This window comes from Mesorhizobium qingshengii (assembly GCF_027563465.1).
Classification (GTDB): Bacteria; Pseudomonadota; Alphaproteobacteria; order Rhizobiales; family Rhizobiaceae; genus Mesorhizobium; species Mesorhizobium qingshengii_A.
Window position 1 is genome coordinate 684,203 of the sequence record NZ_JAPFQA010000001.1, and the last position, 21,469, is coordinate 705,671.

Here is a 21,469-nt window from a genome sequence, read left to right on the forward strand (position 1 = left end):
TGGCTGCATTTGCCCGGGCTTTCGGCCGCCGGCATCCCGATATTTGCCGCAGGCCGGGCCTTGGTCGGTCCTGCCTTATCCATTCCTTAAACGCTGGATGCGAATTTCAGAACCAACCAGAACAATCTGCAAAGCAGAGCTGTCCACGACGAGTGCGAGTGCATTGAGTTGAGTTCGATAAAGGCCAGATACGTTGAATTGCCTGGCGCGATGGCCGCTGGTTGCGAACGTATGGTGCATCCGTCCATCATTGGACAGAGCGACCGCGAGCGCCAGCGCCGCTTCATCGGTGTCATGCTGGCTGCTCCTTTCTTTGCCGCGGGAGCCGCGGTCACGCTGGTCACTTCGGGCATGGGCGCCGCCGTCACCGTAGCCGCCATCTTCGCGGCTTTTGGTCTATGCTGGTTCGTCGCCTTGCTGGTGGCGGCGACCGGCCAGATGACTGTGGCGGCTCAGGTCGCCCTGGCGATGGCGGGCCTTGCTCTTGGCAGCCTGATCGCCGCCGCCGGCGGACTGAGCTCTCCTGTCGCCATGCTCGTCGTGGCGCTGCCGTTCGAAGCCTGGTGGATCGGCGCCTCGCGGCGTGCGGCGCTTTGGGGAGCCGTGTCGGCAGCGGTCGCCATTCTGGCTCAACCTCTGGCCGTTGCCGCGTTCCCGTTCGCGGGGGCGCAGATCGCCCCATGGCACTGGCTGGTGCCGTTGGCCTGGGCGCTCACGCTGGTCCCGCGCATTTCGGCACTTCGCGACACCGCCGGCGCGGCGGATGTCGTGGACACGGCCGCCCGGCTCGAGGACATCATCGATGCGGTGGTCCTGCGCGTCGCCCGTCATGGTGAGGTGCTGGACGCTTCCGCAAAGGCGCGCACGCTCTTGAAGCTGCCGCCTGAACTGCTGTCGGGAAACGGCCTCTTCGACCGCATCCACCTGTCGGATCGCGTCTCCTATCTCAGCGCATTGGCCGATATGCGCGATGGCGCGTTGTCGCGCCGGCTCGAATTGCGCATCAGGCTGCCTCAGAATGGCAACGGCCAGGCGGCCGACAACTATCGGCCGTTCTCGCTTGAACTGGTGCGGGGCGAAGAGGAGGTCGACGTCTTCACGCTTGTGCTGCGCGAGAATGACGAGATCGCCCGGCTGCGTGAGGATTTGGCGGCGGCCAATGAGGCGGCAGCGTCCGCCGAGGTGGCGAAGGGACGTTTCCTGGCGGTGGTGAGCCACGAATTGCGCACGCCGTTGAATGCCATCATCGGCTTCTCGGATATGCTGCTGCACGAGATGTTCGGTGCCTTCAAGGATCCGCGCCAGAAGGAATATGTCGGCCTGGTGAGGGATTCGGGCCAGCACCTGCTTGCAGTCGTGACCTCGATACTCGACGTGTCCAGGATCGAATCGGGCGTCTACGCGACCGAGCCGGAGCCGTTCCGGTTCTCGGAAGCGGTCGACATGTGCCAGTCCATGATGCGGCTGCAGGCGCAGACGAAAAACATCGATCTGCAAGCGCAGATCGCGCCGGATGCGGGCGATATCAATGCTGATCGGCGTGCCGTGCAGCAGATGCTCATCAATCTCGTCTCCAATGCGATCAAGTTCACTCCCGAGGGTGGCGATGTCGTCATTGGCGCCAAGCGGATCGGTTCGCGCCTGCATTTCTGGGTCAGGGACACCGGCATCGGCATCGCCGAGGAGGATTTCGCCAATCTCGGCAAGCCCTTCATGCAGATCCAGAACGACTATACCCGCCGTTTCGAGGGGACGGGTCTCGGCCTTTCGTTGGTGAAGGGCCTGGTGGCGCTGCACGACGGTACGATGTCCATCGAGAGCATGCCGGGCGAGGGCACCACGGTGACCATCAGCCTGCCGGTGAACGGACCGAAGGGGCGCCCGGCGGAGAAGGCCGGAGTGCTGACGATGCCGTTGGCCATGGGGAAAGAGGACAGAAATGGCTCGCTCCGCAAAACAGCCTAAGGCGGTCAAGCGCCGCGGCAACGCCTTTCAGGATGGCGCGGTCGCGGTCGGCGGCATGATTTCGCGCAATCCCGTCCTGGTGGGCGGGTCGACGGCATTCCTGGTGACGCTGTTCTACGTTTCCGCGAATGCACTATGGTACCAGCCTTTCCCGCATGCCGGCGCGTTCTTCGCGACGCGCAGCATCCAGGGTTTTCCGCGTGCGGCGGCCGACGAACCGGAGACGACATTCAACATTGTGCGGCCAGGTGCTTCGCCGGCACCGGTCAAGGCTGATCCGGTGGTCGAGCAGGTGCAAGGCATACTCAAGGATCTCGATTTCTATTCCGGCACGGTCGACGGTATTTCCGGACCCAACACGCGCAAGGCCATCCAGGCCTATCAGCAGAAGGTTGGTCTCAACCCATCTGGCGAAATCGACGCGCTGCTGCTGGATCAACTGGGCGCGACGCCGAAAACCGCTTCCGTCGTGCCGAGACCGCAACCGCGCCCGGATACGCCAGCCGCCGTTCCGGTGTCGTTGCAAACCAATTCTGGGCAGACGAATGCCGGGCAAACGAATGCCCCGACGCAGGGACCCGATCCCCGAATCGTCAAGATCCAGGCAGGGCTCAAGGCTTTCGGCAATGACGACATGCAGCTGGACGGCGTCGTCGGCGCGCGCACCAAGGCGGCGATCAAGGAATTCCAGTCGCTGTTCGGGCTGCCGCAGACCGGCGAGCCCGATGAGATCGTCTACGTCAAGATGCGCGAAATCGGCCTGACCAACTGACGGCTGAAACGACGGCTCGCCGAGCGTCGGAAATATCGATAGATAGCCCGCACCTTCCGGAGTTATCTCATGCGCGTCACATCAGATCTGTGGGTCTCGGCCCTGTTGCGCCGGGTGTTCGGCGCCGGCGGATTCGCCGCCGTGGTCAAGCGTGGCGCAACTGAAGCTGGCGCCGTTTTCGTCCTGGCGCGCGGCAGGTCGGGAGATATTGCGCTGTTCGGGCCGGCGCCGCAGACGAGCTACGATTCAGCGAAGCCCGACGACCGCTTCTTCAGCCTTCTCGCCGCCGGCGATGACGCCGCCGTGCTCGACGCGCGGCTGGAGCGGGAGAAGAAATTCGATCCCGATATCTGGGTGGTCGAGATCGAGGCCGGTGCCATTCCCGTCGAGGAGCTTATTTCCGTAAAGACGCCCTGAGGCCGGACAAGGCCGTCTCATCGTCATTGTTCGATGCCTTGCGGCTATCGTTGTTTGCCGGCGCGGCCTCGCGAACCACCCTGGAAAGGGTTTCGGCCTTCCAGAGCCGCACCTTGTCGACGGCCGCATCGAGGTGCAGCAGGCGATAGCGGTCGAGGAAGGCGCGGATCGCCTGCGGATGCGGGAACTGGCTGGGATAGACGGCAACCGTGATCAGGAATGCCCGGTCCTCGCTGAGGTCGAGCGAGCGCAGTGCCGCGAGCAGCGACGCGTAGTTCTGGTTGGCGGTAAGCGATCGCGCGGTCGAGAAATCGATGTCGAGCGCGTCGGCGAGCGCGGTCTGGAAGAACGCGGCGTTTCCCGTCAACGCTGTTTCGCGCAATTTCATATAAGTGTCCGTGCCCGTGAAAGGACCGGACTTTGGCGCCGCCGCCCCGTCGCCAATGCGCATCATCGACCGCAGCCTGCGCCGTGCATTTTCGGCGGCAATGCCGGGCGACTGTTTGCTCGTGGCGTTGCCGGAGGCGGCCTCCGTGATCACCGGCGCGATCTGGTTCGTGGCGTCCGGATCCCGCACCCGCACCAGGGTTGGCCGTTCAAGCACCCTGATCAGATCGGCAATAGTCGGGTTCAGATCCTTGCGGCGCGCGATGGCGCGTGCGTGGGGCAGGCCATGCCGCCCGATCAGCGCGATGAGATCGATGTCGCTGACCGCGCGCGAGCGAATGAGCAGCGGGGCGGCAATGTCGACCGGTTCCTCGCAGAGACGACGCACCAACGCGGCGGGGGCATATTCGCATTCGGAAAGCGCGGCTGCGACGTAACGGCGGGATTCGACGGACACATTGTCGAACAGCGGCAGCGTCAGGTCCTCGAGCTGGCCGATCTCGCGGCGTGACGGGCGGGTGAGCGAGCAGAACGCCGACACCGCGGCGCGAAACAGCCTTTCGGCCTTTCCCGATTCCGTTCGTACCGCGATTTGCCTGAAGTCCGAAGATGACACGAAGGATACGCCCGATACTAGACACAGACCTGGCCATGCTCGATCGGGACTATGTCGGTCGAGCGATTGCCAAGAACAAAGATCAAGTTAGCGACGATCCGTTAGCGCTCCGTTAACCCTCTGCCCTCCTTAATGACATTTGGAGGCGTTGCGTTGTGCTCCGGGGAAACCGAGAGGAATGCGCGAATCATGGGCATGGTACTGTCTTTCGTGCCGCGAACGGCACCAAGCAATCGCATAAAGCAAACCGCCGAAATGCCGGCGGCGGTGATCATCTTTCCCGGCATCCGCTACGAGCGGTCTCATGCCGGCGAAGTGCGGCCGGTCGATCCCGACAAGCCGGGCCCGCCGCGCACGAAGCCGGTCCCGCATCATTGAAGCGCGTCGCGTTCGAACGGATTCAGGCGCCGCGCTTTAAATGTCTGTTTTCGCGCATGTGAGGTCCCCAAACCGGGGCCGCTTGTGGGCGACAGGCACTCCTCTAGAAGTCCTGCAACTCGCAGGAACTCTGCTCGAAAAAGCGCGACACGATCGGCTTCCAGCTGTCGTCCGGCACGAAAGCGCGGATGACGAAGATGCCTTCCTCGATCGGCGCTTCGACGAAGATCGCTCCCTGCAGGTCCTCGGGAAGGTCCTTGCGCACGTCGATCATCTGCGCCGGCGTCAGCACGACGGCATCCAGCACGCCGCCGGTCGCCGTGTGGTCGTTGAAGGAATAGATGTTGTGGCCGTTGCGGTCATAGACGGACACCGACCAGAACGGGACGTGTCCCGGCGCCTTGATCCGGACCATCCCTTCGCCCAGGTCGAACCGGCAAGCCGTGGCATAAAACAGCGGGTCGACGGATTTCACCACCGGCGCGCCGCCGGCTTCGGCATCGAGCCGCGTCATCTTGTAGAGGTCCGAGGCCATGGACAGCCGCGACCAGGCATCGCGTTCCGAAAATTCAGGCACCAGCAGCAGCACGATGATGTGCACGATGCCGGCGCCGACGAGGCCGAGCAGGACGGCATGCAGAAGCCTGCGCAACACGGCATGGAAACTACGCATCGCAGCCGACCTTCACGATACGCGGCAGTGAAACGTCCGACAGGCCGGTGCTGCTGGCGATCGGCGTGTCATAGAATGTCAGCACGAAATACATCCTGCCAAAACCGTCGGTCAGCAGCCAGTTGCCCGGCATCGGGTGATGGCTGGCGGAAATGATCACCGAATTGTCGGATTGGCGCAGCACCCCATAGGATTGCAGCGCCGCAAGCCGCGGCTTGCCGGTTTCCACCACGCCGAGTGACTGGTCGGCGGCATAGAGCGTCCAGAACCGCGCCGTCGGAAATCCGCCCTCGATCCTGTAGGTGCATTCGCGCTTGAGTTCGCCGCCGCTCGCGTCGCGCTCGGCGACGAAGGTCAGCCCTTCGGCGCGGCCGAGCGCAAGCACGCCTTCGCGCGCCACGCGAGCCTTCGAATAGGGGTCGGCGGACGGCGTGCCGATGTCGGGAAAGGCCGTCCATTGGCCGATCCTGATTGCGCCGACGCCATCCTGGATCTTGAGCGCATACCAGACGCTGCCGCCACCGCCGCCGATGGCTATGGCAAGCGAAAGCAGCGTCAGCAAAGCATTCTTGAGCATGAAGGGCCAGGGACACGAAAAGTTGCCGCCCGGGGATATCGCGGCGCGGGGCCTTGTGGCAAGCGGCCCGATGGATTTGCCCCATATCTGCCCGGGCTCGCCGGGCAATATCACAGCGCCGACAGCGTCTCCGGCGATGCAGGTGCGTTGAGGGTGGGCGCCGACTGGAAGAGCCTGGTCATGTCCCTCAATGCCTGCGTGGTCCGGCTGGACAGCACCGCTGGCCGTTGCGCGGCCGCATCGGCCGCCGCCTGTTCGTCGCTCTTCTTCTGCGCTTCCTCGGCCTTGGCAGCGACGTCCTCGTCGACGAAGGGTTTGTCAATGCCCGGGATCGGCTTGAGGTCTATGTTCTGGTGCGCGTAGACCATCAGACGTTGCCACACCATGGCCGGCAGCGAGCCGCCGGTCATGTTCTTGGTCGGCGTGAAATCGTCATTGCCCAGCCATACGGCCGCCGTGTAGTTGCCGGTGAAGCCGACAAACCAGGCATCGCGGTAGGACTGCGTCGTGCCGGTCTTGCCGGCGACGACGATGTTGGGAATTTGAGCCTGCCGCGCGGTGCCCATCACCGGCACCGCGGCGAGCATGGTATTCATCGATTTGAGCGCCTGCTCGGACAGCACCCGATGCGGCGGCGGCGCATCCTTGGCGAAGTCGTAGACCACGTCGCCGGTGCGGGTGACGAGTTGCGTGATGCCGTGCCGGGAGCCGACGAAACCGTTCTGGGCGAATACGCTGTAGCCCGTCGCCTGATCCATCACGGTCATGCCCGAGGTGCCGAGCACCATCGTCTTGTGTGCTTCGAGCGGCGACTCCACGCCCATCGCCTCGGCCATCGCCTTGATCGGCGCGATACCGAGATGGTCCTTGGCCAGCCGCACCGGCACGGTGTTGATCGATTTGGCCATCGCCATGATCAGGGTGATGTTGCCCGCCGATTCGCCGCTGTAATTGTGGGGCGACCAGTTGCCCCAGCTGATCGGGCCGCCGGAAATGATGGAGTTGGGCGTGAAGCCGTGTTCCATCGCGGTTGCATAGACATAGGGTTTGAATGACGAGCCGGTCTGGCGCAACGCCTTGGTGGCACGGTTGAACTGGCTGGCGCCGTAGTCGCGGCCGCCGACAATGGCGCGGACGGCGCCGTTGGTCTCGATGACGACGACCGCGCCCTCGGTGACGTTGTACTCCTTGCCGAACTGGCGCAGGTGGAACTCAACCGATTCTTCCGCCGCCTTCTGGATGTTGGCATCGAAGGTGGTGTGGGCAACGAGCGAATGCTGCCCCGGTTTGGCGATCTTCTTGACCTCGTCGAACGCCCAGTCGAGGAAATAGTCGGGGCTCTTCTGCTCGCCGCGATCAACCACATCGGCCGGATGCAGTCGGGCCTGCAGCACCTGGCCTTCCGTCATGAAGCCGGAATCGACAAGATTGGACAGCACCACATTGGCGCGCGCACGCGCCGCCGGCAGGTTGATGTGGGGCGCGTATTTGGTCGGCGCCTTGAACAGACCGGCAAGCATCGCCGCCTCGGCGAGGTTCAGGTCCTTGACGCTCTTGCCGAAATAGAAATCGGCGGCCGCCTCGATGCCGAACGTGCCGCCGCCCATATAGGCGCGGTCGAGGTAGAGCTGCAGGATTTCCTTTTTCGACAGGTTGGCCTCGAGCCACAGCGACAGGAACGCTTCCTTGATCTTGCGCTCGAACGTGCGCTCATTGGTGAGGAACAGGTTCTTGGCCAGTTGCTGGGTGATGCTCGAGCCGCCCTGGACGACCGAGTTGGCCCGCACATTCTCGAATATCGCTCGCGAAAGACCCAGAACATCGATGCCGTAGTGATCGAAGAAGCGGCGATCCTCGGTGGCGAGCACCGCCTTGATGACGTGATCGGGCATCTCGTCGACCGGCACCGAATCGCGCTGGATGATGCCGCGCTGGCCGATCTCGTTGCCGTAGCGGTCGAGGAAGGTGACGGCGAAGTCGCCCTGCGCGCGCCAGTCGCCAGCCGTGTCCTGGAAAGCCGGGATGGCCAGCGCCAGCATGACCACAATGCCGCCGGCGCCCAGCGTAAAGCCTTCGCTCAACAATTCGATGATGCCGCGACGCCAGCCGGTGACGCGGAAGCGCCGTGCGAAGATCGTAGCGGCTTCCCAGAACTGGCGCGCCTTGAAACCGATCTCGTAGAGGGAGGAATCGATCCACGCGTCGAGCGCCAGCAGCCAGGCGGCGATCGGACCTCTTCTCTTGCGCGGTTCAGGACTGGCCATTCGGAAATCCGGCTAGGCGATGGCGCGACCTGAGGACCGCAAACCGGCAATTTCAGGGCGACGCGTTGTGGGAGACTATTCCTCCATTTTTCCAGCGCTCACAAGGGCGACGAAGACACAGCGGCGGGTTTGTTGCCGAAGGCGGGCCGGGAATGCAGCCTGGACCCGCCGCGTCGACTTTTGCCGCCTCAGGCCGGCTCGCGCTTCAACGCCTGCGCCATGCAGTGGATGCCGCCGCCGGTCTTGGAGATTTCGCTCATGTCGACGGCCGCGACCTCGAAACCGCGCGCCTTGAGCTGGCCGATCAGCGTCTGGCTGGAAGTCGGCGCGATCACCCGGTCCTTGCCGAGAGACATGAAGTTGCAGCCCAGCGCCATCGTGTCCTGGAACGGCACGTCGATGATCTCATGGCCTTTGCCCTTCAGCCAGTCGACGATGCCGGGCTCGGTGCAGGCGAGACAGACGGCGGTCAGCTTTTCCGCGATCGGCACCACCATCAGGTCGATATGGACGTAATACTCGTCGATGAAGGCGATGCGGGTTTCCCAGCCCTCCTTGTCGAACCAGGCCTGCACCTGCCGGGCGCCTTCTTCCTGGGTGCGGGCGCCGCCGCAGCCGATCAGCACGACGCCGTCCTCGATGACGTTGAAGTCGCCGCCCTCGAAGGTGCCGGCCGTGACCATGTCGTAGATCGGGATGCCCAGCTTCTCATAGGTGCGGATCGCCGCGTAGTTCTCGCCGCGCCGCCACCAGTTGGCCATCGCGGTGATGACGGCGCCATACGGCGTCATGACGCTGGAATCGCGCGAGTAGACCTGCATCGGCAGTTCCGGCGTCGGCTCGTGCCAATGGATGTTGACGCCGAAATGCTCGTAGGCGGCAACCAGGTCCTTGTGCTGCGCCTGCGCGATCTGGACGTTGCAGGGCGCCTCGCGCAGATGCTTGCGAGACAGCGAACTCGTCGACAGATGACGCAGGAAATTGGGCGAGCCGAGCAGGACGTCGGTCAAGACATCGGTCTCGTTGGCAAAGCCCCAGACGGTAAGCGGCTTGGTGCCGCCGGCCGGGTTGCGGCGCTGCAGCGAAAACGGTTCTGCAACAATGCGGTCATGAACGGTCATGGGGTTCTCCTGATGGCGCGGCTTGGGGTGATTGATTGCCTGATGATAGGCTGGGGATCCACCAGTCGCGCCCGCGCGCGGTGGTGACATATTCCGGCCAGCGAAATCCAATCGGCGGCTCGTAGTCGCAGAGCGGCGCGATCCAGTTCGAGCCGCCGACGCCGCCACCGGTGCGGGCGACGAATTCATCCATCGCCGCATCGCGGGCGGTCTTGTCCTCCAGCAGGCGAAGGGCGGCGAGCGCGATCGTGCGGGAGGCGCAGGTCACCATCGGGTCGATGGTGGCGGGAATGCCGCCTAGCGCATTCATCACCCAGGACGGATAGACGTGGCCATTTCCGGAACGCAGTGCCGGACGGGCGACGTAGAACCGAGCCGTCGGCGTATGCCAGGACATGTCGGTATAGTCGTCCGAGGTCGAATTGAGCTGTGACGGCGGCAGGTCGCGGCGCAGCATCGCTTCGGCCTCTTGCGGCGCGATCAGTTGCTCCATCTCGGCAAGGAACGGCTCGTCGGTTGCCGCTCCGCCCGCATTGACCTGGATCTCGCGGGCGACTGCTTTCGCCGCCTCGTCCCAGCGCGGCGGTCCGACGGTGCACAGCGCCTCATAGGCGATCGCTGCCATGGCGTGGTTGGCGAGCCCCGGCCGTGACTTCGACACCCAGTGCCGCTCGTAGCGGCAGCCGCTCATGCTGGCGGCGGCCTGGGCATTGCGGTCGAGCACGGCGGTGACCTGTTCGGCCATGGCAAGCGTCGGCACGCGGATCATGTACTGGATTTCGGCCAGACCCGCCGGCAGATTGTCGGCGGTCGCCTGGCCGGCGGTGAGGATCGCCTCGCTGATCGACCAGCCGCCCTGATGCGGCAGCATGGAATCGCGCAGCGCCTTGGAGGCCATGTACATCGTCATCAGCGCGTCGTTGGCACCGGGCGCCCTGACCGCCGAATGCGCCTGCGGGATCGGTGCGCCGTCGCCGCCAGCCCGTGCCCAGTGTTCAGGCTCGTCGCAGAGGAAGCGATAGATCATCGCATAGGCCGCGCCGCAATGCGTGTCCCAGCGCGCCGTGTTGCAGAGCGGCAGCATATAGAAGGGGTGGAAGGAGATCATGCCGGCAAGGCCGTCATAATAACCCTTGGCGGCATGGATCGGCTTCGACCCGCGCACTTTTTCCGCCGGCTCGCCGGTGAAGCGCAGCGTGCCTGATATGCCGTGGCGCTGCATCGCTGCCTTGGCCGCCAGCAGCCCGCCGAGGCTCGAAATGCCCAGTCCGGAATGCGGATCGGTATGACCGCCGGCATGTTCGGAGAGACCTGGACGCGGACGCTTGACCGTCGCGGCATCCTGGCAATTGCCCGGCACCGCGTCATATTCGGCGTACATGCCGATGGTTGGGCCGGGGCCGTTGGTCCAATGCGCGCAGAATGCCGTCGGCATGCCTCCCGAGCTCTCCTCGACGGAAAAGCCCTCGCGCTTCAGTCGCTCCACATACCAGGCAGCGGATTGATACTCGCGCCATGCGGTTTCGCCGAAATCGAAAATGGTGCGCGTCCACGCCGACAGCAGCGGCTGGATGCCGTCGAGACAGGCAAGTGCGGTTGCTTGCGCCGAAGTGGTGGCCGCTTTCTCCATGGCAGAGAAGAAAGCAGTGAAGCGGCTTGCCAAAAAGTGATATGTTTTCCCGGCTCGTGCAAATTCGGTTCACCTGAGGCCTCTTGCGAATACCATCCACCCAAGCGCTGCGCGCCCTCGACAGCTTCGCCCGCCATGGCAGCGTCTGGCGCGCCGCCGACGAACTGCATCTGACCCGCAGCGCCGTCAGCCACCAGCTTCGCCTGCTGGAGCGTGATCTCGGCTTCGACCTGCTCGAACGCATTGGCAAGGGCGTGGCGCTGACGCCCCGCGGCCAGCGCTACGCCAGCGACGTGCGCAAGGCGCTCACCGTGCTGGGCGATGCGGTGACACGCCAGGCCGGCACCGGCGTTGGCGGCTCCTTCAGCGTCAGCTGCACACCGGGCTTCGCCTCGCTGTTCCTGTGCACCCATATCGGCGAATTCCGGCAGATGTACCCCGATGTCGCATTGCGCATCCTGACACCGCGGCGGCTCGACGATGTCAGCAATGCCGAGGCCGACGCCTTCATCGCGTTTGGCGTCGGCAACTGGCCGAACCGTGCGGTCGAGCTTCTGTGCGAAATCTCCTTCACGCCGCTCTGCAGTCCGACGTTGCTCAACAAGGTTGGTGGATTTTCGAAGCCCGCCGACGTTTTGCGCGCCAATCTCCTGCATCTCGGCGACACCGAGGACTGGGCGCGCTGGCTGGCCCTGTCGAAGGTGGAAAACCCCGACACCGAGGGCGGTATCTTCTTTTCCGACATGAATCTGGTCTTTTCGGCGGCGATCGCCGGCCAGGGCATCGCCATGGGCGACGAACTGACCAGCCGCCGCGCGCTGAGCGAAGGCCGGCTGGTCAGGCCCTTCGACATCGCGATCAAATCGCCGCGCTCCTATTTCCTGGTTTCCGAGCATGCCAAGGCCGCGCATCCCGTGCTCGAGGCCTTTGCCGGCTGGCTGCGCTCCACGCTATCGGAGAACCAGGTCAGCCCTTATTGATGTAGGATTGATGCAGGCTGCGCCGTGTAGGTTGATGTAGGCTACGCCGTGTGGCGGCGGCATCGATAGATGAATGGAATTTGCCGATCCGGCGAAAACTATTCGGTTGCGGTGAGCTGACGCCCTGCCTACGATTTCGCAGAGCGTTAGGGAAAGGGCAGGATGCGACAACCCGGACGAGCCGCGGAGATCAAGGCAATCGGGATCGGCAAGAGCTTCGGCTCTTTCCGTGCGCTGGACAATCTGAGCCTCGATATCGGCCGTGGCGAGTTCCTGACCCTGCTCGGGCCGTCCGGCTCGGGCAAGACCACCTTCCTGATGATCCTTGCCGGCTTCGTGCAGCCGACCGAGGGCCGGCTTTTCAGCGATGGCGTCGACATCACCGAGCGTCCGGCCGAGCAGCGTGCGGCCGGCATGGTGTTCCAGGGTTATGCGCTGTTCCCGCACATGAGCGTCGAAGCCAACATCGCCTTTCCGCTCAAGGTGCGCAAGAAATCGGCGGCCGACATCAAGCGCCGTGTCGGCGAGATGATCGAGCGCGTCGGGCTGAACGGCCACGAGAAGAAACTTCCGGCGCAGCTTTCAGGTGGCCAGCAGCAGCGCGTCGCGCTCGCCCGGGCGCTGGTGTTCGAACCGGGCGTGCTGTTGCTCGACGAGCCGTTTTCGGCGCTCGACAAGGGCTTGCGCGGCCAGATGCAGGCCGAGATGAAGCGGCTGCATCAGGAGACCGGCACCACCTTCGTCTTCGTCACCCACGACCAGAGCGAGGCTTTGGCGCTGTCGTCGCGCGTCGCGATCTTCAATCATGGCGAATTGCTGCAAGTCGGCGCACCCGACGAGGTCTATGATCGGCCGGCCAACCGTTTCGTCGCCGAGTTCCTCGGCGAAATCAACATGCTGCCGCTCAAGGAGATACGCAGCGCCGACAACGGCGCCACCGGTCTGTGCGAAGACCGCACTGTCAGCCTGCGCGGCAGTGCCAACGGCGTCGGCAGCAACGCCATCCTGGCAATCCGACCCGAATACATGTCGATCGCCTGCGAAGCGGCAGCGGGCGAGAACGGCATTGCCGCGACAGCCACCAACTCCACTTATCTCGGTGCGGCAACGCGGCTCGACCTGACGACGCGCCAAGGCGCCAAGGTCACGGTTTCGGTGCCGAACGAGGTTGCCGCCTCAGCACTCAGCAAGGGCAATTCCGTCTGGCTGACCTGGCCAGCGGAAAAGGGTTTCCTCCTTCCGGATGGAGGACGATGACCAACGGTGGGGCAAGACATGCGCCCCACCGCTTTCCGGTACTATCAACAACAAAAAGGGGAACTGACATGACACATGATACCAAGAAACAAGCCATCGAGAGCCTGTCGGCCAGGGCAGGTCGCGGCGAGATTTCGCGCCGCCAGTTCACGCAGCTTGCCGCACTGGTGCTTGCCGGCACGCCGATGCTGCTGCGCTCGACCGGAGCCTTTGCCGCGGCTAAGGAGCTGGTGCTGGTCAACTGGGGTGGCGACGCCATCACGGCTTACGATGCCGCCTATGGCCAGGCCTTCACCAAGGACACCGGCATCGTCGTCAAGATGGACGGTTCGGGCCCGACCGAGGGCGCCATCGCCGCGCAGTTCAAGAGCGGCGCGCCGACCTGGGACCTCGTCGACGTCGATCCGTTCTCGGCCATCACGCTGGGCGCGCAAGGCATGCTCGAGCCGATTGACTACAACATCGTCGACAAGAAGAAGATGCGCCCCGGCTTCGGCTGGGACTATGCCGCCTCGACCTATTTCTTCTCTTACGTCATCGCCTATGATTCCGAAAAATACGGCAAGGACGCTCCGACCGGCATGGCCGACTTCTTCGACGTGAAGAAATTCCCCGGCAAGCGCTCGCTCTACAAATGGGGCGTGTCGAGCTGGGAGGCGGCCCTTTTGGCCGACGGCATCGCGCCGGCTTCGCTCTACCCGCTCGACCTCAAGCGCGCGCACGACAAGATCGCCGCCTTCAAGGAAAATGTCGTTGCCTATTGGGGCGGTGGCGCCGAAAGCCAGAGCGTGCTGCTCAACGGCGAGGCCTCGATGGCCATTGTCTGGTCGACCCGCGCCTCGCTGATCGAGCAGGACTCAGGCGGCAAGATCAAGTTCATCTGGGATCAGGGCCTGATCTCGCCCGGTGCGCTCGCCGTGCTCAAGGGCAATCCGGGCGGCAAGGACGCGGCGATGAAGTTCATCGCCAGCGCCCAGGATCCGCAAAAGCAGCTGGTCATGTTCGACAAGCTCGGCCAGGGCCCGGCCAACCCGGCCGCCGATGCGCTGATCCCCGCCGACAAGAAGCGCATCAACCCGGTTGACCCCGAGAACATGAAGAAGCAGATCGCGCTCGACATGGACTGGTACGCCAAGAACTACGGGGCCGCGCTCGACGAATACACCAAGATCATCTCCGCCTGACCAAGGCCGGGATGATCGGGTCCAAATGCGAGCGTATCTCTCCGACAGGATGGGCGCGGCGCTGTTGATGGCGCCGCTGCTCCTGTTTCTTGTGCTGGCCTATGCCTGGCCGTTCCTCGGCGTCGTCAAATGGAGCTTCACGCTGCCGACGCCGGGGCTTGGCCAGTATAACGCATTGCTCACCGATGATCTGGTGCAGTCGGTGTTCATCCGCACGCTGCGCATCGCCGCCATCGTCACCGTGGTTTCGGTGGCCGCTGCCTACGCCATAACCGTCGTCTGGGTGCGCGGAACCCCGGCGCAAAGGCTTGTCGCCGAATTCTGCATCCTGGTGCCCTTCTGGATTTCGGTGCTGACGCGCGCCTTTGGTTGGGTGGCGCTGTTGTCCAATCGCGGCCTGATCAACACATGGCTGCAGGCGATCGGCTTCATCTCGGAGCCGCTGGCGCTGGTGCGCAACGAGTTCGGCGTCATCGTCGGCATGACGCATTTCCTCATTCCGTTCGCCGTCTTCCCGTTGGCGTCGGCCATGCGCAGCCTCGACGACCGCGTGCTGCTGGCGGCGCGCGGCCTCGGCTCCAGCCGCATGCGAACCTTCTGGTCTGTGTTCGTGCCGATGACGCGATCGGGCATCATCGGCTCCGCGATGATCGTGTTCGTCTTCTCGCTTGGCTTCTTCGTCACGCCGGCGATCCTCGGCGGCGGCCGCAGCGTGATGATCGCCGAGCTGATCTATCTCAGGATATTCCAGAGCCCGGACTGGGGTCTGGGTGCCGCGATCAGCGTGGTGCTGGTGCTGTTCGTCGGCGCGCTGATGGCAATCTTGTTCCGTTATGTCAGACCCAAGCAGTTGATCTGATGCCGACCTATCGCCCCGGTCCCGTCTCGCTGGTCATCGCCGCCCTGGTGGCGCTGTTCCTGCTGATGCCGCTGCTCGCCGTCATCCCGGTGTCGCTGACGCCGAGCCGCATGCTGGCGATGCCGTCCGGCGAACTGTCGCTGCGCCATTACCGGGCGCTAATCGAGGATCCGCGCTGGATCGACTCTATCCTGCTCTCGATCCGCATCGGCGTCGTCAGCAGCGCGTTTTCCACGGTGCTCGCGCTCTGCTTCAGTCTCGGCGTGTGGATGTTCCAGCCGCGCTTCACGGCGGCCCTGGTCGGCTTCGTGCTGTTGCCGATGGTGGTGCCGCCTGTGGTGTCGGCGATTACACTCTACTTCCTGTTGACCTCGATGTCGGGCGTCAGCTCGTTCTTCGGCTATGACACCTGGCTCGGCGTCGCCATGGCGCATTCGGTGATGACGGTGCCCTTCGCCACGGTGCTGATCCTGGTCTCGCTCAGCCAGCTCGACCGCCGCATCGACCTTGCCGCGCGCGGCCTCGGCGCAACGGTCTGGGAGCGCGCCACCCGCATTATCATGCCGAACATCAAGTTCGGCATCGTCACCGCCGCACTCTTGTCCTTCGTGTTGTCCTGGGAAGAGATCGGCGTCACACTGTTCATCACCTCGGTCAATGCCATCACGCTGCCAAGGCTGATGTGGATGGGCCTGCGCGACAACATCGATCCGGCTATCGCGGCGCTGTCGGTGATCCTGATCATCATCACCGTGCTGGTGCTTGCGCTTCGCAGTTTCGTGGTCCGGATGCGCGGCGCCGGCTGACGAGGTTGTCGACAAAGTCGCATTTTCGAGATCATCAGCCTTCGTCATTCCGATGACGAATCGCCATCGCGTCAGCGTGGCGAATGGCTATATATGGCAAAGCATCCAGAACAAGGATGGGCTTCTGGCAAGCAATGGTCGGTAGCGCAACGGCTAGGGAAAAGGACGATGACCGCGCCGGGCGATCTGCAGCAGGCACTGTTTCTGAGACTGAAAGGCGACGCATCGCTTTCGGCGCTGCTGGGCGGTGCCGGGCTGTTGGAAAGTCCAACCGGAAATGTCGCCTTTCCGTATGTGACTTGCGGCCAGACCTGCGCCTTTGACTGGGATACAGGCGCCGAGAACCGCGACGATCAGTTGATTACGCTGCACGTCTGGTCGAAAGCCCATGGCGAGGCCGAAACGCTTGCCATTATGGACGCCATCAAGGCACGCCTTGCCGACGCAGCGCTGGTAATTGGCCCTCGTGGCCAGACGCGGTTGTCGTTGGAATTCACCGAGGCCCGTTATGACGAGGACCTGCTGGTGCATCACGGGCTGCTGCGCTTTCGTGCGCTGACGCAGGAAAGTGCCTGATACGCTTTCAATATGATCGAAACGGAGTCTAGACTGACGTTTCCAGGATTTCGCCGGGCGGGCGGCGGATTTCCGATCGGTTGTCTCGTGTTTCAGGGGGGAGCGGCATGTTCTTGGCGGCGTTCACTGTTCATTTCACGTTCAGCACCGATGCGTTACAACGCCGACCATGAAAACGCTTCGCTCCCACTTCCGAACCGCGACACTGGCGCTCTGTGCTGCCGGCCTGTTTGCGTCGCAGGCGCTGGCGATACCGGTCATCGCGCCCGACCAGGCCAGCCCGATCCTGCTGGCGGCGTCCGATTGCTACGCGATCGGCCAGCAGGTGGCCGAGCAGAATGGCGGAACGCTGGCCAAGGCCTCGCAATCGACCCGCGGTGGTCAGCCGGTCTGCGTCATCGTGGTGCTCGTCCCGGGCAAGGATGGACAGCGTCCGCGCCGCTCCGAAATCGTCGTTCCGCAGAACTGAGCCTGCCGTTTCCCAGGCCACCGGAATCGGCCTATATCTGCCCCAAGTCTTCAATCTGGCCAAGTTCTTCAATCTGTCCCAGCTCTTCAACAGGTATCGAACTCCGCATGCGCGTACTCGTCGTCGAGGATGACAAGGATCTCAATCGTCAGATATCGGACGCGCTGGTCGATGCCGGCTATGTCGTCGACCGCGCCTTCGACGGCGAGGAGGGCCATTTCCTCGGCGACACCGAGCCCTACGACGCCGTCGTGCTCGATATCGGCCTGCCGCAAATGGACGGCATCAGCGTGGTCGAGCGCTGGCGTCGCGGCGGCCGCAAGATGCCGGTGCTGATCCTCACGGCGCGTGACCGCTGGAGCGACAAGGTCTCCGGAATCGACGCCGGCGCCGATGACTATGTCACCAAGCCGTTCCATATCGAGGAAGTGCTGGCCAGGCTCAGGGCCCTGATCCGGCGCGCCGCCGGCCATGCCTCGTCCGAACTGACCTGCGGGCCGCTGCGCCTCGACACCAAGGCGTCGAAGGCCGATGTCGACGGCGTGCCGTTGAAGCTGACGTCGCACGAATTCCGCCTGCTTGCCTATCTGATGCACCACATGGGCGAGGTCGTCTCGCGGACCGAACTGGTCGAGCATCTCTACGACCAGGATTTCGACCGTGATTCCAACACCATCGAGGTGTTTGTCGGGCGGCTGCGCAAGAAGATGGGCATCGACATGATCGAAACCGTACGTGGCATGGGCTACCGCATGCGTGAGCCGGAGGCGTAACTCGGAACCGCTCAAACCACTCGCAAGGACGCCGCTTTCGCTGCGTTTGTGGCCGCGTTCGCTGACGTTCCGCGTGATCGCCTTTTCCACGGTCTGGGCGATCCTGACCCTTGTCGTCATCTTCACCCTGATCACCACGCTCTATCGCCAGGCCAGCGAGCGCGGCTTCGACAGCCTGCTGTCGGCGCATCTGTTCAACCTGATCGGCTCCGTCGGTATTTCCGACACGGGAGCGCTCACCGGCGCGCCCGACCTCGGCGATCTCCGGTTCTCGGAGCCGAATTCGGGCTGGTACTGGTCTGTGGAGCCCGCCTCGGAAGGCGTGCATGGCGATCTCCATTCATCGTCGATGACCAGGACCATCCCTTCGCCAGGCGTCGCCGAGGTGCCTTTCAACTCCAGCTTCCAGCGCAGCTATGCGGCCGAAGGCATCGACGGCGAGCAACTCGAAGTGTTCGAGAGCGAATTCGTTCTCGATGCCAGGAACCGTGCCGCGCGCTTCCGCGTCATGGGCAACAAGAGCGAACTCGAACAGGAAATCGCCACCTTCCAGCGCCGCCTGCTGACCTATCTCTCTCTGTTCGGCGTCGGCATGATCGCCATCAACGCGATAGCCATCCTGCTCGGCCTGCAGCCGCTGCGCAGGGTCAGGAACGCGCTCGCCATGGTGCGCGAAGGCACCGCGCAGAGGCTCGATGGCCGTTTTCCGGCCGAGATCGAGCCGCTCGCCAACGAGACCAACGCGCTGATCGAAAACAACAGGCGCATCGTCGAGCGTTCGCGAACCCAGGTCGGCAATCTCGCCCATTCGCTGAAGACGCCGCTGGCGGTGCTGCTCAATGAGGGGCGGGCGCTTGGCGGCGCCAAGGGGCAGCTGATCGCCGAGCAGGCCGCTTCCATGCAGAAGCAGGTGGAGCACTATCTGCAGCGCGCCCGTGTGGCGGCGCAACGCGACAGCGTCGTCTACCGCACGCCGGTGGCGCCGCTGGTGCAGCGCATGGTGCGGGTTTTGCAGAAGCTCAACCCGCGGACGAGCTTGTCGTTGTCGCTGCCGGCCATCGAGATCGTCTTCGCCGGCGAGCGCGAGGACCTGGAGGAACTTCTGGGCAATCTCCTCGAAAACGCCTTGAAATGGGCAAGGAGCGCCGTCCTGGTGTCGGTGGTGCCTTTGACGGGCAAGGATGATACGGCCAGCCTGTTCGAGATCAGCATCGAGGACGACGGTCCTGGCATTCCCGAGGACAAGGCGCGCGAGGTGCTGAAGCGTGGACGGCGCCTGGACGAGACGAAGCCCGGAACAGGTCTCGGGCTGGCCATTGTCGCCGACCTCGTCAACGAGTATGGAGGCGTTCTGGCGCTCGAACGGTCCGGCATGGGCGGATTGAAGGCGGTGGTGCGGTTGCGGAGCCTTCAATGATGCTTTCCAGGGTCAGTCGACATCGATGGACGGGGCATGTTATCGGCGGCGTGTCGATTGGTTCCGCGGCGACCGGCCCCGGCCAAATTTCCGACAAATATCAATACTATGGCCACGCCGACTTCTCCGATGACGCGGTCCCCGGCTCATCATGGCAGGCTCCAACTCAAGAAAACCGGTTGTTGGCATGAAGATTCGCGTCGCGCTTGTTTCCGCATTGCTGGCCGTTTCCGGCTGCACCACCCTGAGCGGCAAGGGCCCCACCGTCGCGCCGACGCTCGCCGCGACGCCTCCGGCCAGCGGTGGCAAGGTCACCACGACGATCATTTCCGCGATGGGCGGCGGTCTCATCGGCGGGTCGATCGGCGCAGGCCTCAGCGATGCCGAGAAGCGCAGTGCGCTCGAGGCTGAATACAAGGCGCTGGAATATACGACCAGTGGCCAGAAGGTGACGTGGAAGGGCGCCCAGGCTTCGCGTTATGGCGAGGTGGTCCCGGCCCAGCCCTACCGCGTCGGGTCGCAGGACTGCCGCCAGTACACGCAGACGGTGTTTAACGGCGGGGCGGGGGTCACGGCGCGTGGAACCGCCTGCCGCAACGCCGACGGCAGCTGGACGCCGCTGACCTGACAACCAGTTGGGTCCAGTTGGCCGATTGATGTCGATCAAGGACATGCGGCGCGCCTGTCGTCAAAGCGTCGCAGGACGCCTGAGTTGGCAGGGCAGGGCTCTGCCGTTATTGGAAGAACCATGCTGTTCTGGGTCATAGCCGCAATTCTCACGCTGGGCGCAAGCCTGGCGGTACTGCTGCCGCTGGCTGGCGGCTCGAAGGGCGCGTCGTCGAGCGGCGATCACGATCTGGAAGTCTATCGCGATCAGTTGTCCGAGCTCGACCGCGACGCCGCGCGCGGCTTGATCCAGCCGGCGGAGGCGGCTGAGGCACGCGCGGAGATCGCCCGTCGCATCCTTCGCCTCGACAATGCGGGGATGGCCGGCGAGGCATCCGCCAGGCGAGCATCGGTCGCGGCAAGGCTGGTGGCAACTGCGGCCGTGTTGGTGGTACCGCTTGTCAGCTGGGGCCTCTACAGCCAGCTCGGCTCGCCTGATCTGCCGTCGCAACCGCTCAGCGAGCGGTTGGCCAAGAATCCAGCCGACAGTTCTGTCGACGAACTGGTGGCGCGGGCGGAAGCCCATCTCGCCGCCAATCCTTCCGATGGCAGGGGTTGGGACGTGCTGGCGCCGGTCTATCTGCGCATGCAGCGCTTTTCCGATGCGGCAGCGGCCTATCGCAACGCCATTCGCCTCGATGGTGACAGCGCCGATCGCCAGGCGGGTCTTGGCGAGGCGATCGCCAGTGCGGCGGGCGGCATTGTATCGGCCGATGCCCAGGATGCCTTCGAAGCGGCGCTGAAGCTCGATCCGGCCAATGCGAAAGCTAGCTTCTACCTGGCCGTGGCACTGGCCCAGGAGGGGCGCGGCCAGGAGGCTGTCACGGCCTGGCAGGCCATGCTGGGCAAGCTGCCGCCGGATTCGCCATGGCGCAGTGCGGTCGAGCAGGCGCTGGCGAAATCCGGCACCCCCGAGATCGCTTCCGGGAGCGCAGCGAACGGTCCCGCTGCCGGCGATATCGACGCCGCTTCCGCCATGTCTCCCGCCGACAGGGAAGCCATGATCAACACGATGGTCGCTGGCCTTGATGATAAATTGCGGCAAAACCCGCGTGACGCGGAAGGATGGATGCGGCTCGTTCGTTCCTACGTCGTGTTGGGCAAGGCCGATCAGGCGCGAGACGCGTTGGGTCGCGCCATTGCCGTCTTTGGGGCCGACAGTGACGAAGCGAAGAAGTTGACCGCCCTTGCAGCCTCGCTTGGCCTGACGGCAACGGAGTAACCAGACATGACGCGTAAGCAGAAACGACTGTCGGTGATCGCGGGCGGGCTGGCTTTTCTGGGCGCCGCCACCGGACTGACATTCTACGCGCTCGGCCAGAAAGCCTCCTATTTCTACATGCCCGCCGACCTGACCACCGCCAGCCTGCAGCCCGGCCAGCGCATCAGGCTGGGCGGCCTCGTCGAAAAGGGTAGCGTCGAGCGCGGCCAGGGCGCCACGGTGGCTTTTTCGGTGACCGACAACCAGAAGGACGTCAAGGTCAGCTACACCGGCATCCTTCCCGACCTTTTCCGGGAAGGGCAGGGGGTGATCACCGAAGGCTCGTTTGACGCGCACGGCGTCTTCGTCGCCGACAGCGTGCTGGCCAAGCATGACGAGAACTATATGCCCAAGGACGTGGCCGACAGGCTGAAAGCCGAGGGTGTGTGGGAGGAAAGCAAAAGTGAATAGGCAGGTTCCG

Annotated in this window: 23 protein-coding genes; 17 read left to right on the top strand and 6 right to left on the bottom strand. The window is 64.0% G+C overall.

Translation table 11 applies throughout. The features are described 5' to 3' along the window. The first annotated feature begins 231 nt into the window (after window positions 1-231). The 3 genes from OOJ09_RS03145 (at window position 232) to OOJ09_RS03155 (ending at window position 3,154) form a co-directional block, all read left to right on the top strand. Window positions 232-1,965, top strand: a complete 1,734-nt coding sequence (locus OOJ09_RS03145; protein WP_269903779.1) for a PAS domain-containing sensor histidine kinase — start codon at window positions 232-234, stop codon at window positions 1,963-1,965. Continuing rightward, window positions 1,940-2,737 carry a peptidoglycan-binding protein gene (locus OOJ09_RS03150; protein ID WP_269903780.1) on the top strand — a complete coding sequence of 266 codons (798 nt, stop codon included), beginning with the start codon at window positions 1,940-1,942 and terminating at the stop codon, window positions 2,735-2,737. Before OOJ09_RS03145 ends, OOJ09_RS03150 begins: the two co-directional genes overlap by 26 nt. Before the next feature lie 69 nt (window positions 2,738-2,806). Beyond that, on the top strand, window positions 2,807-3,154 hold the full coding sequence (locus OOJ09_RS03155; RefSeq protein WP_269903781.1) for a DUF1491 family protein: 348 nt from the start codon (window positions 2,807-2,809) through the stop codon (window positions 3,152-3,154). Here the strand turns inward: OOJ09_RS03155 and OOJ09_RS03160 are convergent. Further along, window positions 3,132-4,157 (bottom strand): hypothetical protein, encoded by a 1,026-nt coding sequence (locus tag OOJ09_RS03160; protein ID WP_269903782.1) that lies wholly within the window; start codon window positions 4,155-4,157, stop codon window positions 3,132-3,134. The two genes, OOJ09_RS03155 and OOJ09_RS03160, sit on opposite strands and share 23 nt — an antisense overlap. Window positions 4,158-4,346: 189 nt before the next feature. On the opposite strand from OOJ09_RS03160, the gene OOJ09_RS03165 reads away from it, so the two are divergent. Further along, a complete protein-coding gene (locus OOJ09_RS03165) occupies window positions 4,347-4,535 on the top strand; it encodes a hypothetical protein (protein WP_091577000.1) in 189 nt (62 codons plus the stop codon). Window positions 4,536-4,638: 103 nt separating this feature from the next. Here OOJ09_RS03165 and OOJ09_RS03170 read toward each other — a convergent pair whose 3' ends face one another. From OOJ09_RS03170 to OOJ09_RS03190, 5 genes are all read right to left on the bottom strand, one after another. Continuing rightward, a complete protein-coding gene (locus tag OOJ09_RS03170) occupies window positions 4,639-5,208 on the bottom strand; it encodes a DUF1254 domain-containing protein (RefSeq protein WP_269903783.1) in 570 nt (189 codons plus the stop codon). Then, window positions 5,201-5,785 carry a DUF1214 domain-containing protein gene (locus OOJ09_RS03175; protein WP_269903784.1) on the bottom strand — a complete coding sequence of 195 codons (585 nt, stop codon included), beginning with the start codon at window positions 5,783-5,785 and terminating at the stop codon, window positions 5,201-5,203. The genes OOJ09_RS03170 and OOJ09_RS03175 overlap by 8 nt, the downstream gene beginning before the upstream one ends. 110 nt (window positions 5,786-5,895) lie before the next feature. Next, on the bottom strand, window positions 5,896-8,049 hold the full coding sequence (locus OOJ09_RS03180; RefSeq protein WP_269903785.1) for a transglycosylase domain-containing protein: 2,154 nt from the start codon (window positions 8,047-8,049) through the stop codon (window positions 5,896-5,898). Window positions 8,050-8,237: 188 nt separating this feature from the next. Then, window positions 8,238-9,170: a dimethylarginine dimethylaminohydrolase family protein gene (locus tag OOJ09_RS03185; RefSeq protein ID WP_258592591.1), complete on the bottom strand. Its 933-nt coding sequence runs from the start codon at window positions 9,168-9,170 to the stop codon at window positions 8,238-8,240. After that, on the bottom strand, window positions 9,157-10,800 hold the full coding sequence (locus tag OOJ09_RS03190; protein ID WP_269903786.1) for an amidohydrolase: 1,644 nt from the start codon (window positions 10,798-10,800) through the stop codon (window positions 9,157-9,159). The genes OOJ09_RS03185 and OOJ09_RS03190 overlap by 14 nt, the downstream gene beginning before the upstream one ends. A gap of 83 nt (window positions 10,801-10,883) precedes the next feature. Between OOJ09_RS03190 and OOJ09_RS03195 the strand changes: the two genes are divergently transcribed. The 13 genes from OOJ09_RS03195 to ccmE all read left to right on the top strand — a co-directional run bounded on the left by OOJ09_RS03195 (window position 10,884) and on the right by ccmE (window position 21,459). Further along, window positions 10,884-11,780: a LysR substrate-binding domain-containing protein gene (locus OOJ09_RS03195; RefSeq protein WP_269903787.1), complete on the top strand. Its 897-nt coding sequence runs from the start codon at window positions 10,884-10,886 to the stop codon at window positions 11,778-11,780. 162 nt (window positions 11,781-11,942) lie between these two features. After that, on the top strand, window positions 11,943-13,037 hold the full coding sequence (locus OOJ09_RS03200; protein ID WP_269903788.1) for an ABC transporter ATP-binding protein: 1,095 nt from the start codon (window positions 11,943-11,945) through the stop codon (window positions 13,035-13,037). Window positions 13,038-13,105: 68 nt separating this feature from the next. Further along, window positions 13,106-14,221: an ABC transporter substrate-binding protein gene (locus OOJ09_RS03205; RefSeq protein ID WP_269903789.1), complete on the top strand. Its 1,116-nt coding sequence runs from the start codon at window positions 13,106-13,108 to the stop codon at window positions 14,219-14,221. Window positions 14,222-14,246: 25 nt separating this feature from the next. Next, window positions 14,247-15,080, top strand: a complete 834-nt coding sequence (locus tag OOJ09_RS03210; protein WP_269903790.1) for an ABC transporter permease — start codon at window positions 14,247-14,249, stop codon at window positions 15,078-15,080. Further along, window positions 15,080-15,886 carry an ABC transporter permease gene (locus tag OOJ09_RS03215; protein ID WP_269903791.1) on the top strand — a complete coding sequence of 269 codons (807 nt, stop codon included), beginning with the start codon at window positions 15,080-15,082 and terminating at the stop codon, window positions 15,884-15,886. The genes OOJ09_RS03210 and OOJ09_RS03215 overlap by 1 nt, the downstream gene beginning before the upstream one ends. A 168-nt stretch (window positions 15,887-16,054) precedes the next feature. Then, window positions 16,055-16,462 (top strand): DUF3168 domain-containing protein, encoded by a 408-nt coding sequence (locus tag OOJ09_RS03220; RefSeq protein WP_420107491.1) that lies wholly within the window; start codon window positions 16,055-16,057, stop codon window positions 16,460-16,462. 169 nt (window positions 16,463-16,631) lie between these two features. Further along, window positions 16,632-16,931: a hypothetical protein gene (locus tag OOJ09_RS03225; protein ID WP_269903793.1), complete on the top strand. Its 300-nt coding sequence runs from the start codon at window positions 16,632-16,634 to the stop codon at window positions 16,929-16,931. Window positions 16,932-17,038: 107 nt separating this feature from the next. Further along, window positions 17,039-17,704: a response regulator transcription factor gene (locus OOJ09_RS03230; RefSeq protein WP_023812809.1), complete on the top strand. Its 666-nt coding sequence runs from the start codon at window positions 17,039-17,041 to the stop codon at window positions 17,702-17,704. Beyond that, entirely contained in the window at window positions 17,688-19,121 is a 1,434-nt protein-coding gene (locus OOJ09_RS03235) for an ATP-binding protein (RefSeq protein WP_269903794.1), read from the top strand. Before OOJ09_RS03230 ends, OOJ09_RS03235 begins: the two co-directional genes overlap by 17 nt. Beyond that, window positions 19,118-19,312 (top strand): hypothetical protein, encoded by a 195-nt coding sequence (locus OOJ09_RS03240; protein ID WP_269903795.1) that lies wholly within the window; start codon window positions 19,118-19,120, stop codon window positions 19,310-19,312. The genes OOJ09_RS03235 and OOJ09_RS03240 overlap by 4 nt, the downstream gene beginning before the upstream one ends. Further along, window positions 19,309-19,749, top strand: a complete 441-nt coding sequence (locus tag OOJ09_RS03245; RefSeq protein ID WP_269903796.1) for a hypothetical protein — start codon at window positions 19,309-19,311, stop codon at window positions 19,747-19,749. Before OOJ09_RS03240 ends, OOJ09_RS03245 begins: the two co-directional genes overlap by 4 nt. A gap of 120 nt (window positions 19,750-19,869) precedes the next feature. Beyond that, complete coding sequence (ccmI, locus tag OOJ09_RS03250; protein WP_269903797.1) at window positions 19,870-21,009, top strand: c-type cytochrome biogenesis protein CcmI; 1,140 nt, start codon at window positions 19,870-19,872, stop codon at window positions 21,007-21,009. Between the two features lie 6 nt (window positions 21,010-21,015). Continuing rightward, the gene (ccmE, locus tag OOJ09_RS03255) at window positions 21,016-21,459 is read left to right on the top strand and encodes a cytochrome c maturation protein CcmE (RefSeq protein WP_269903798.1); all 444 of its coding nucleotides are present in this window, start codon (window positions 21,016-21,018) and stop codon (window positions 21,457-21,459) included. The last annotated feature ends 10 nt before the right edge of the window (window positions 21,460-21,469 follow it).

Bases quoted from the DNA above. Each gene is read 5' to 3' on its own strand.
- OOJ09_RS03155 (WP_269903781.1), top strand. From the start codon at position 2,807: ATGCGCGTCACATCAGATCTGTGGGTCTCGGCCCTGTTGCGCCGGGTG.
- ccmI (WP_269903797.1), top strand. From the start codon at position 19,870: ATGCTGTTCTGGGTCATAGCCGCAATTCTCACGCTGGGCGCAAGCCTG.
- OOJ09_RS03220 (WP_420107491.1), top strand. From the start codon at position 16,055: ATGACCGCGCCGGGCGATCTGCAGCAGGCACTGTTTCTGAGACTGAAA.
- OOJ09_RS03150 (WP_269903780.1), top strand. From the start codon at position 1,940: ATGGCTCGCTCCGCAAAACAGCCTAAGGCGGTCAAGCGCCGCGGCAAC.
- OOJ09_RS03165 (WP_091577000.1), top strand. From the start codon at position 4,347: ATGGGCATGGTACTGTCTTTCGTGCCGCGAACGGCACCAAGCAATCGC.
- OOJ09_RS03210 (WP_269903790.1), top strand. From the start codon at position 14,247: ATGCGAGCGTATCTCTCCGACAGGATGGGCGCGGCGCTGTTGATGGCG.
- OOJ09_RS03200 (WP_269903788.1), top strand. From the start codon at position 11,943: ATGCGACAACCCGGACGAGCCGCGGAGATCAAGGCAATCGGGATCGGC.
- OOJ09_RS03170 (WP_269903783.1), bottom strand. From the start codon at position 5,208: ATGCGTAGTTTCCATGCCGTGTTGCGCAGGCTTCTGCATGCCGTCCTG.
- OOJ09_RS03185 (WP_258592591.1), bottom strand. From the start codon at position 9,170: ATGACCGTTCATGACCGCATTGTTGCAGAACCGTTTTCGCTGCAGCGC.
- OOJ09_RS03175 (WP_269903784.1), bottom strand. From the start codon at position 5,785: ATGCTCAAGAATGCTTTGCTGACGCTGCTTTCGCTTGCCATAGCCATC.
- OOJ09_RS03240 (WP_269903795.1), top strand. From the start codon at position 19,118: ATGATGCTTTCCAGGGTCAGTCGACATCGATGGACGGGGCATGTTATC.
- OOJ09_RS03180 (WP_269903785.1), bottom strand. From the start codon at position 8,049: ATGGCCAGTCCTGAACCGCGCAAGAGAAGAGGTCCGATCGCCGCCTGG.
- OOJ09_RS03230 (WP_023812809.1), top strand. From the start codon at position 17,039: ATGCGCGTACTCGTCGTCGAGGATGACAAGGATCTCAATCGTCAGATA.
- OOJ09_RS03225 (WP_269903793.1), top strand. From the start codon at position 16,632: ATGAAAACGCTTCGCTCCCACTTCCGAACCGCGACACTGGCGCTCTGT.
- ccmE (WP_269903798.1), top strand. From the start codon at position 21,016: ATGACGCGTAAGCAGAAACGACTGTCGGTGATCGCGGGCGGGCTGGCT.
- OOJ09_RS03145 (WP_269903779.1), top strand. From the start codon at position 232: ATGGTGCATCCGTCCATCATTGGACAGAGCGACCGCGAGCGCCAGCGC.
- OOJ09_RS03205 (WP_269903789.1), top strand. From the start codon at position 13,106: ATGACACATGATACCAAGAAACAAGCCATCGAGAGCCTGTCGGCCAGG.
- OOJ09_RS03190 (WP_269903786.1), bottom strand. From the start codon at position 10,800: ATGGAGAAAGCGGCCACCACTTCGGCGCAAGCAACCGCACTTGCCTGT.
- OOJ09_RS03245 (WP_269903796.1), top strand. From the start codon at position 19,309: ATGAAGATTCGCGTCGCGCTTGTTTCCGCATTGCTGGCCGTTTCCGGC.
- OOJ09_RS03215 (WP_269903791.1), top strand. From the start codon at position 15,080: ATGCCGACCTATCGCCCCGGTCCCGTCTCGCTGGTCATCGCCGCCCTG.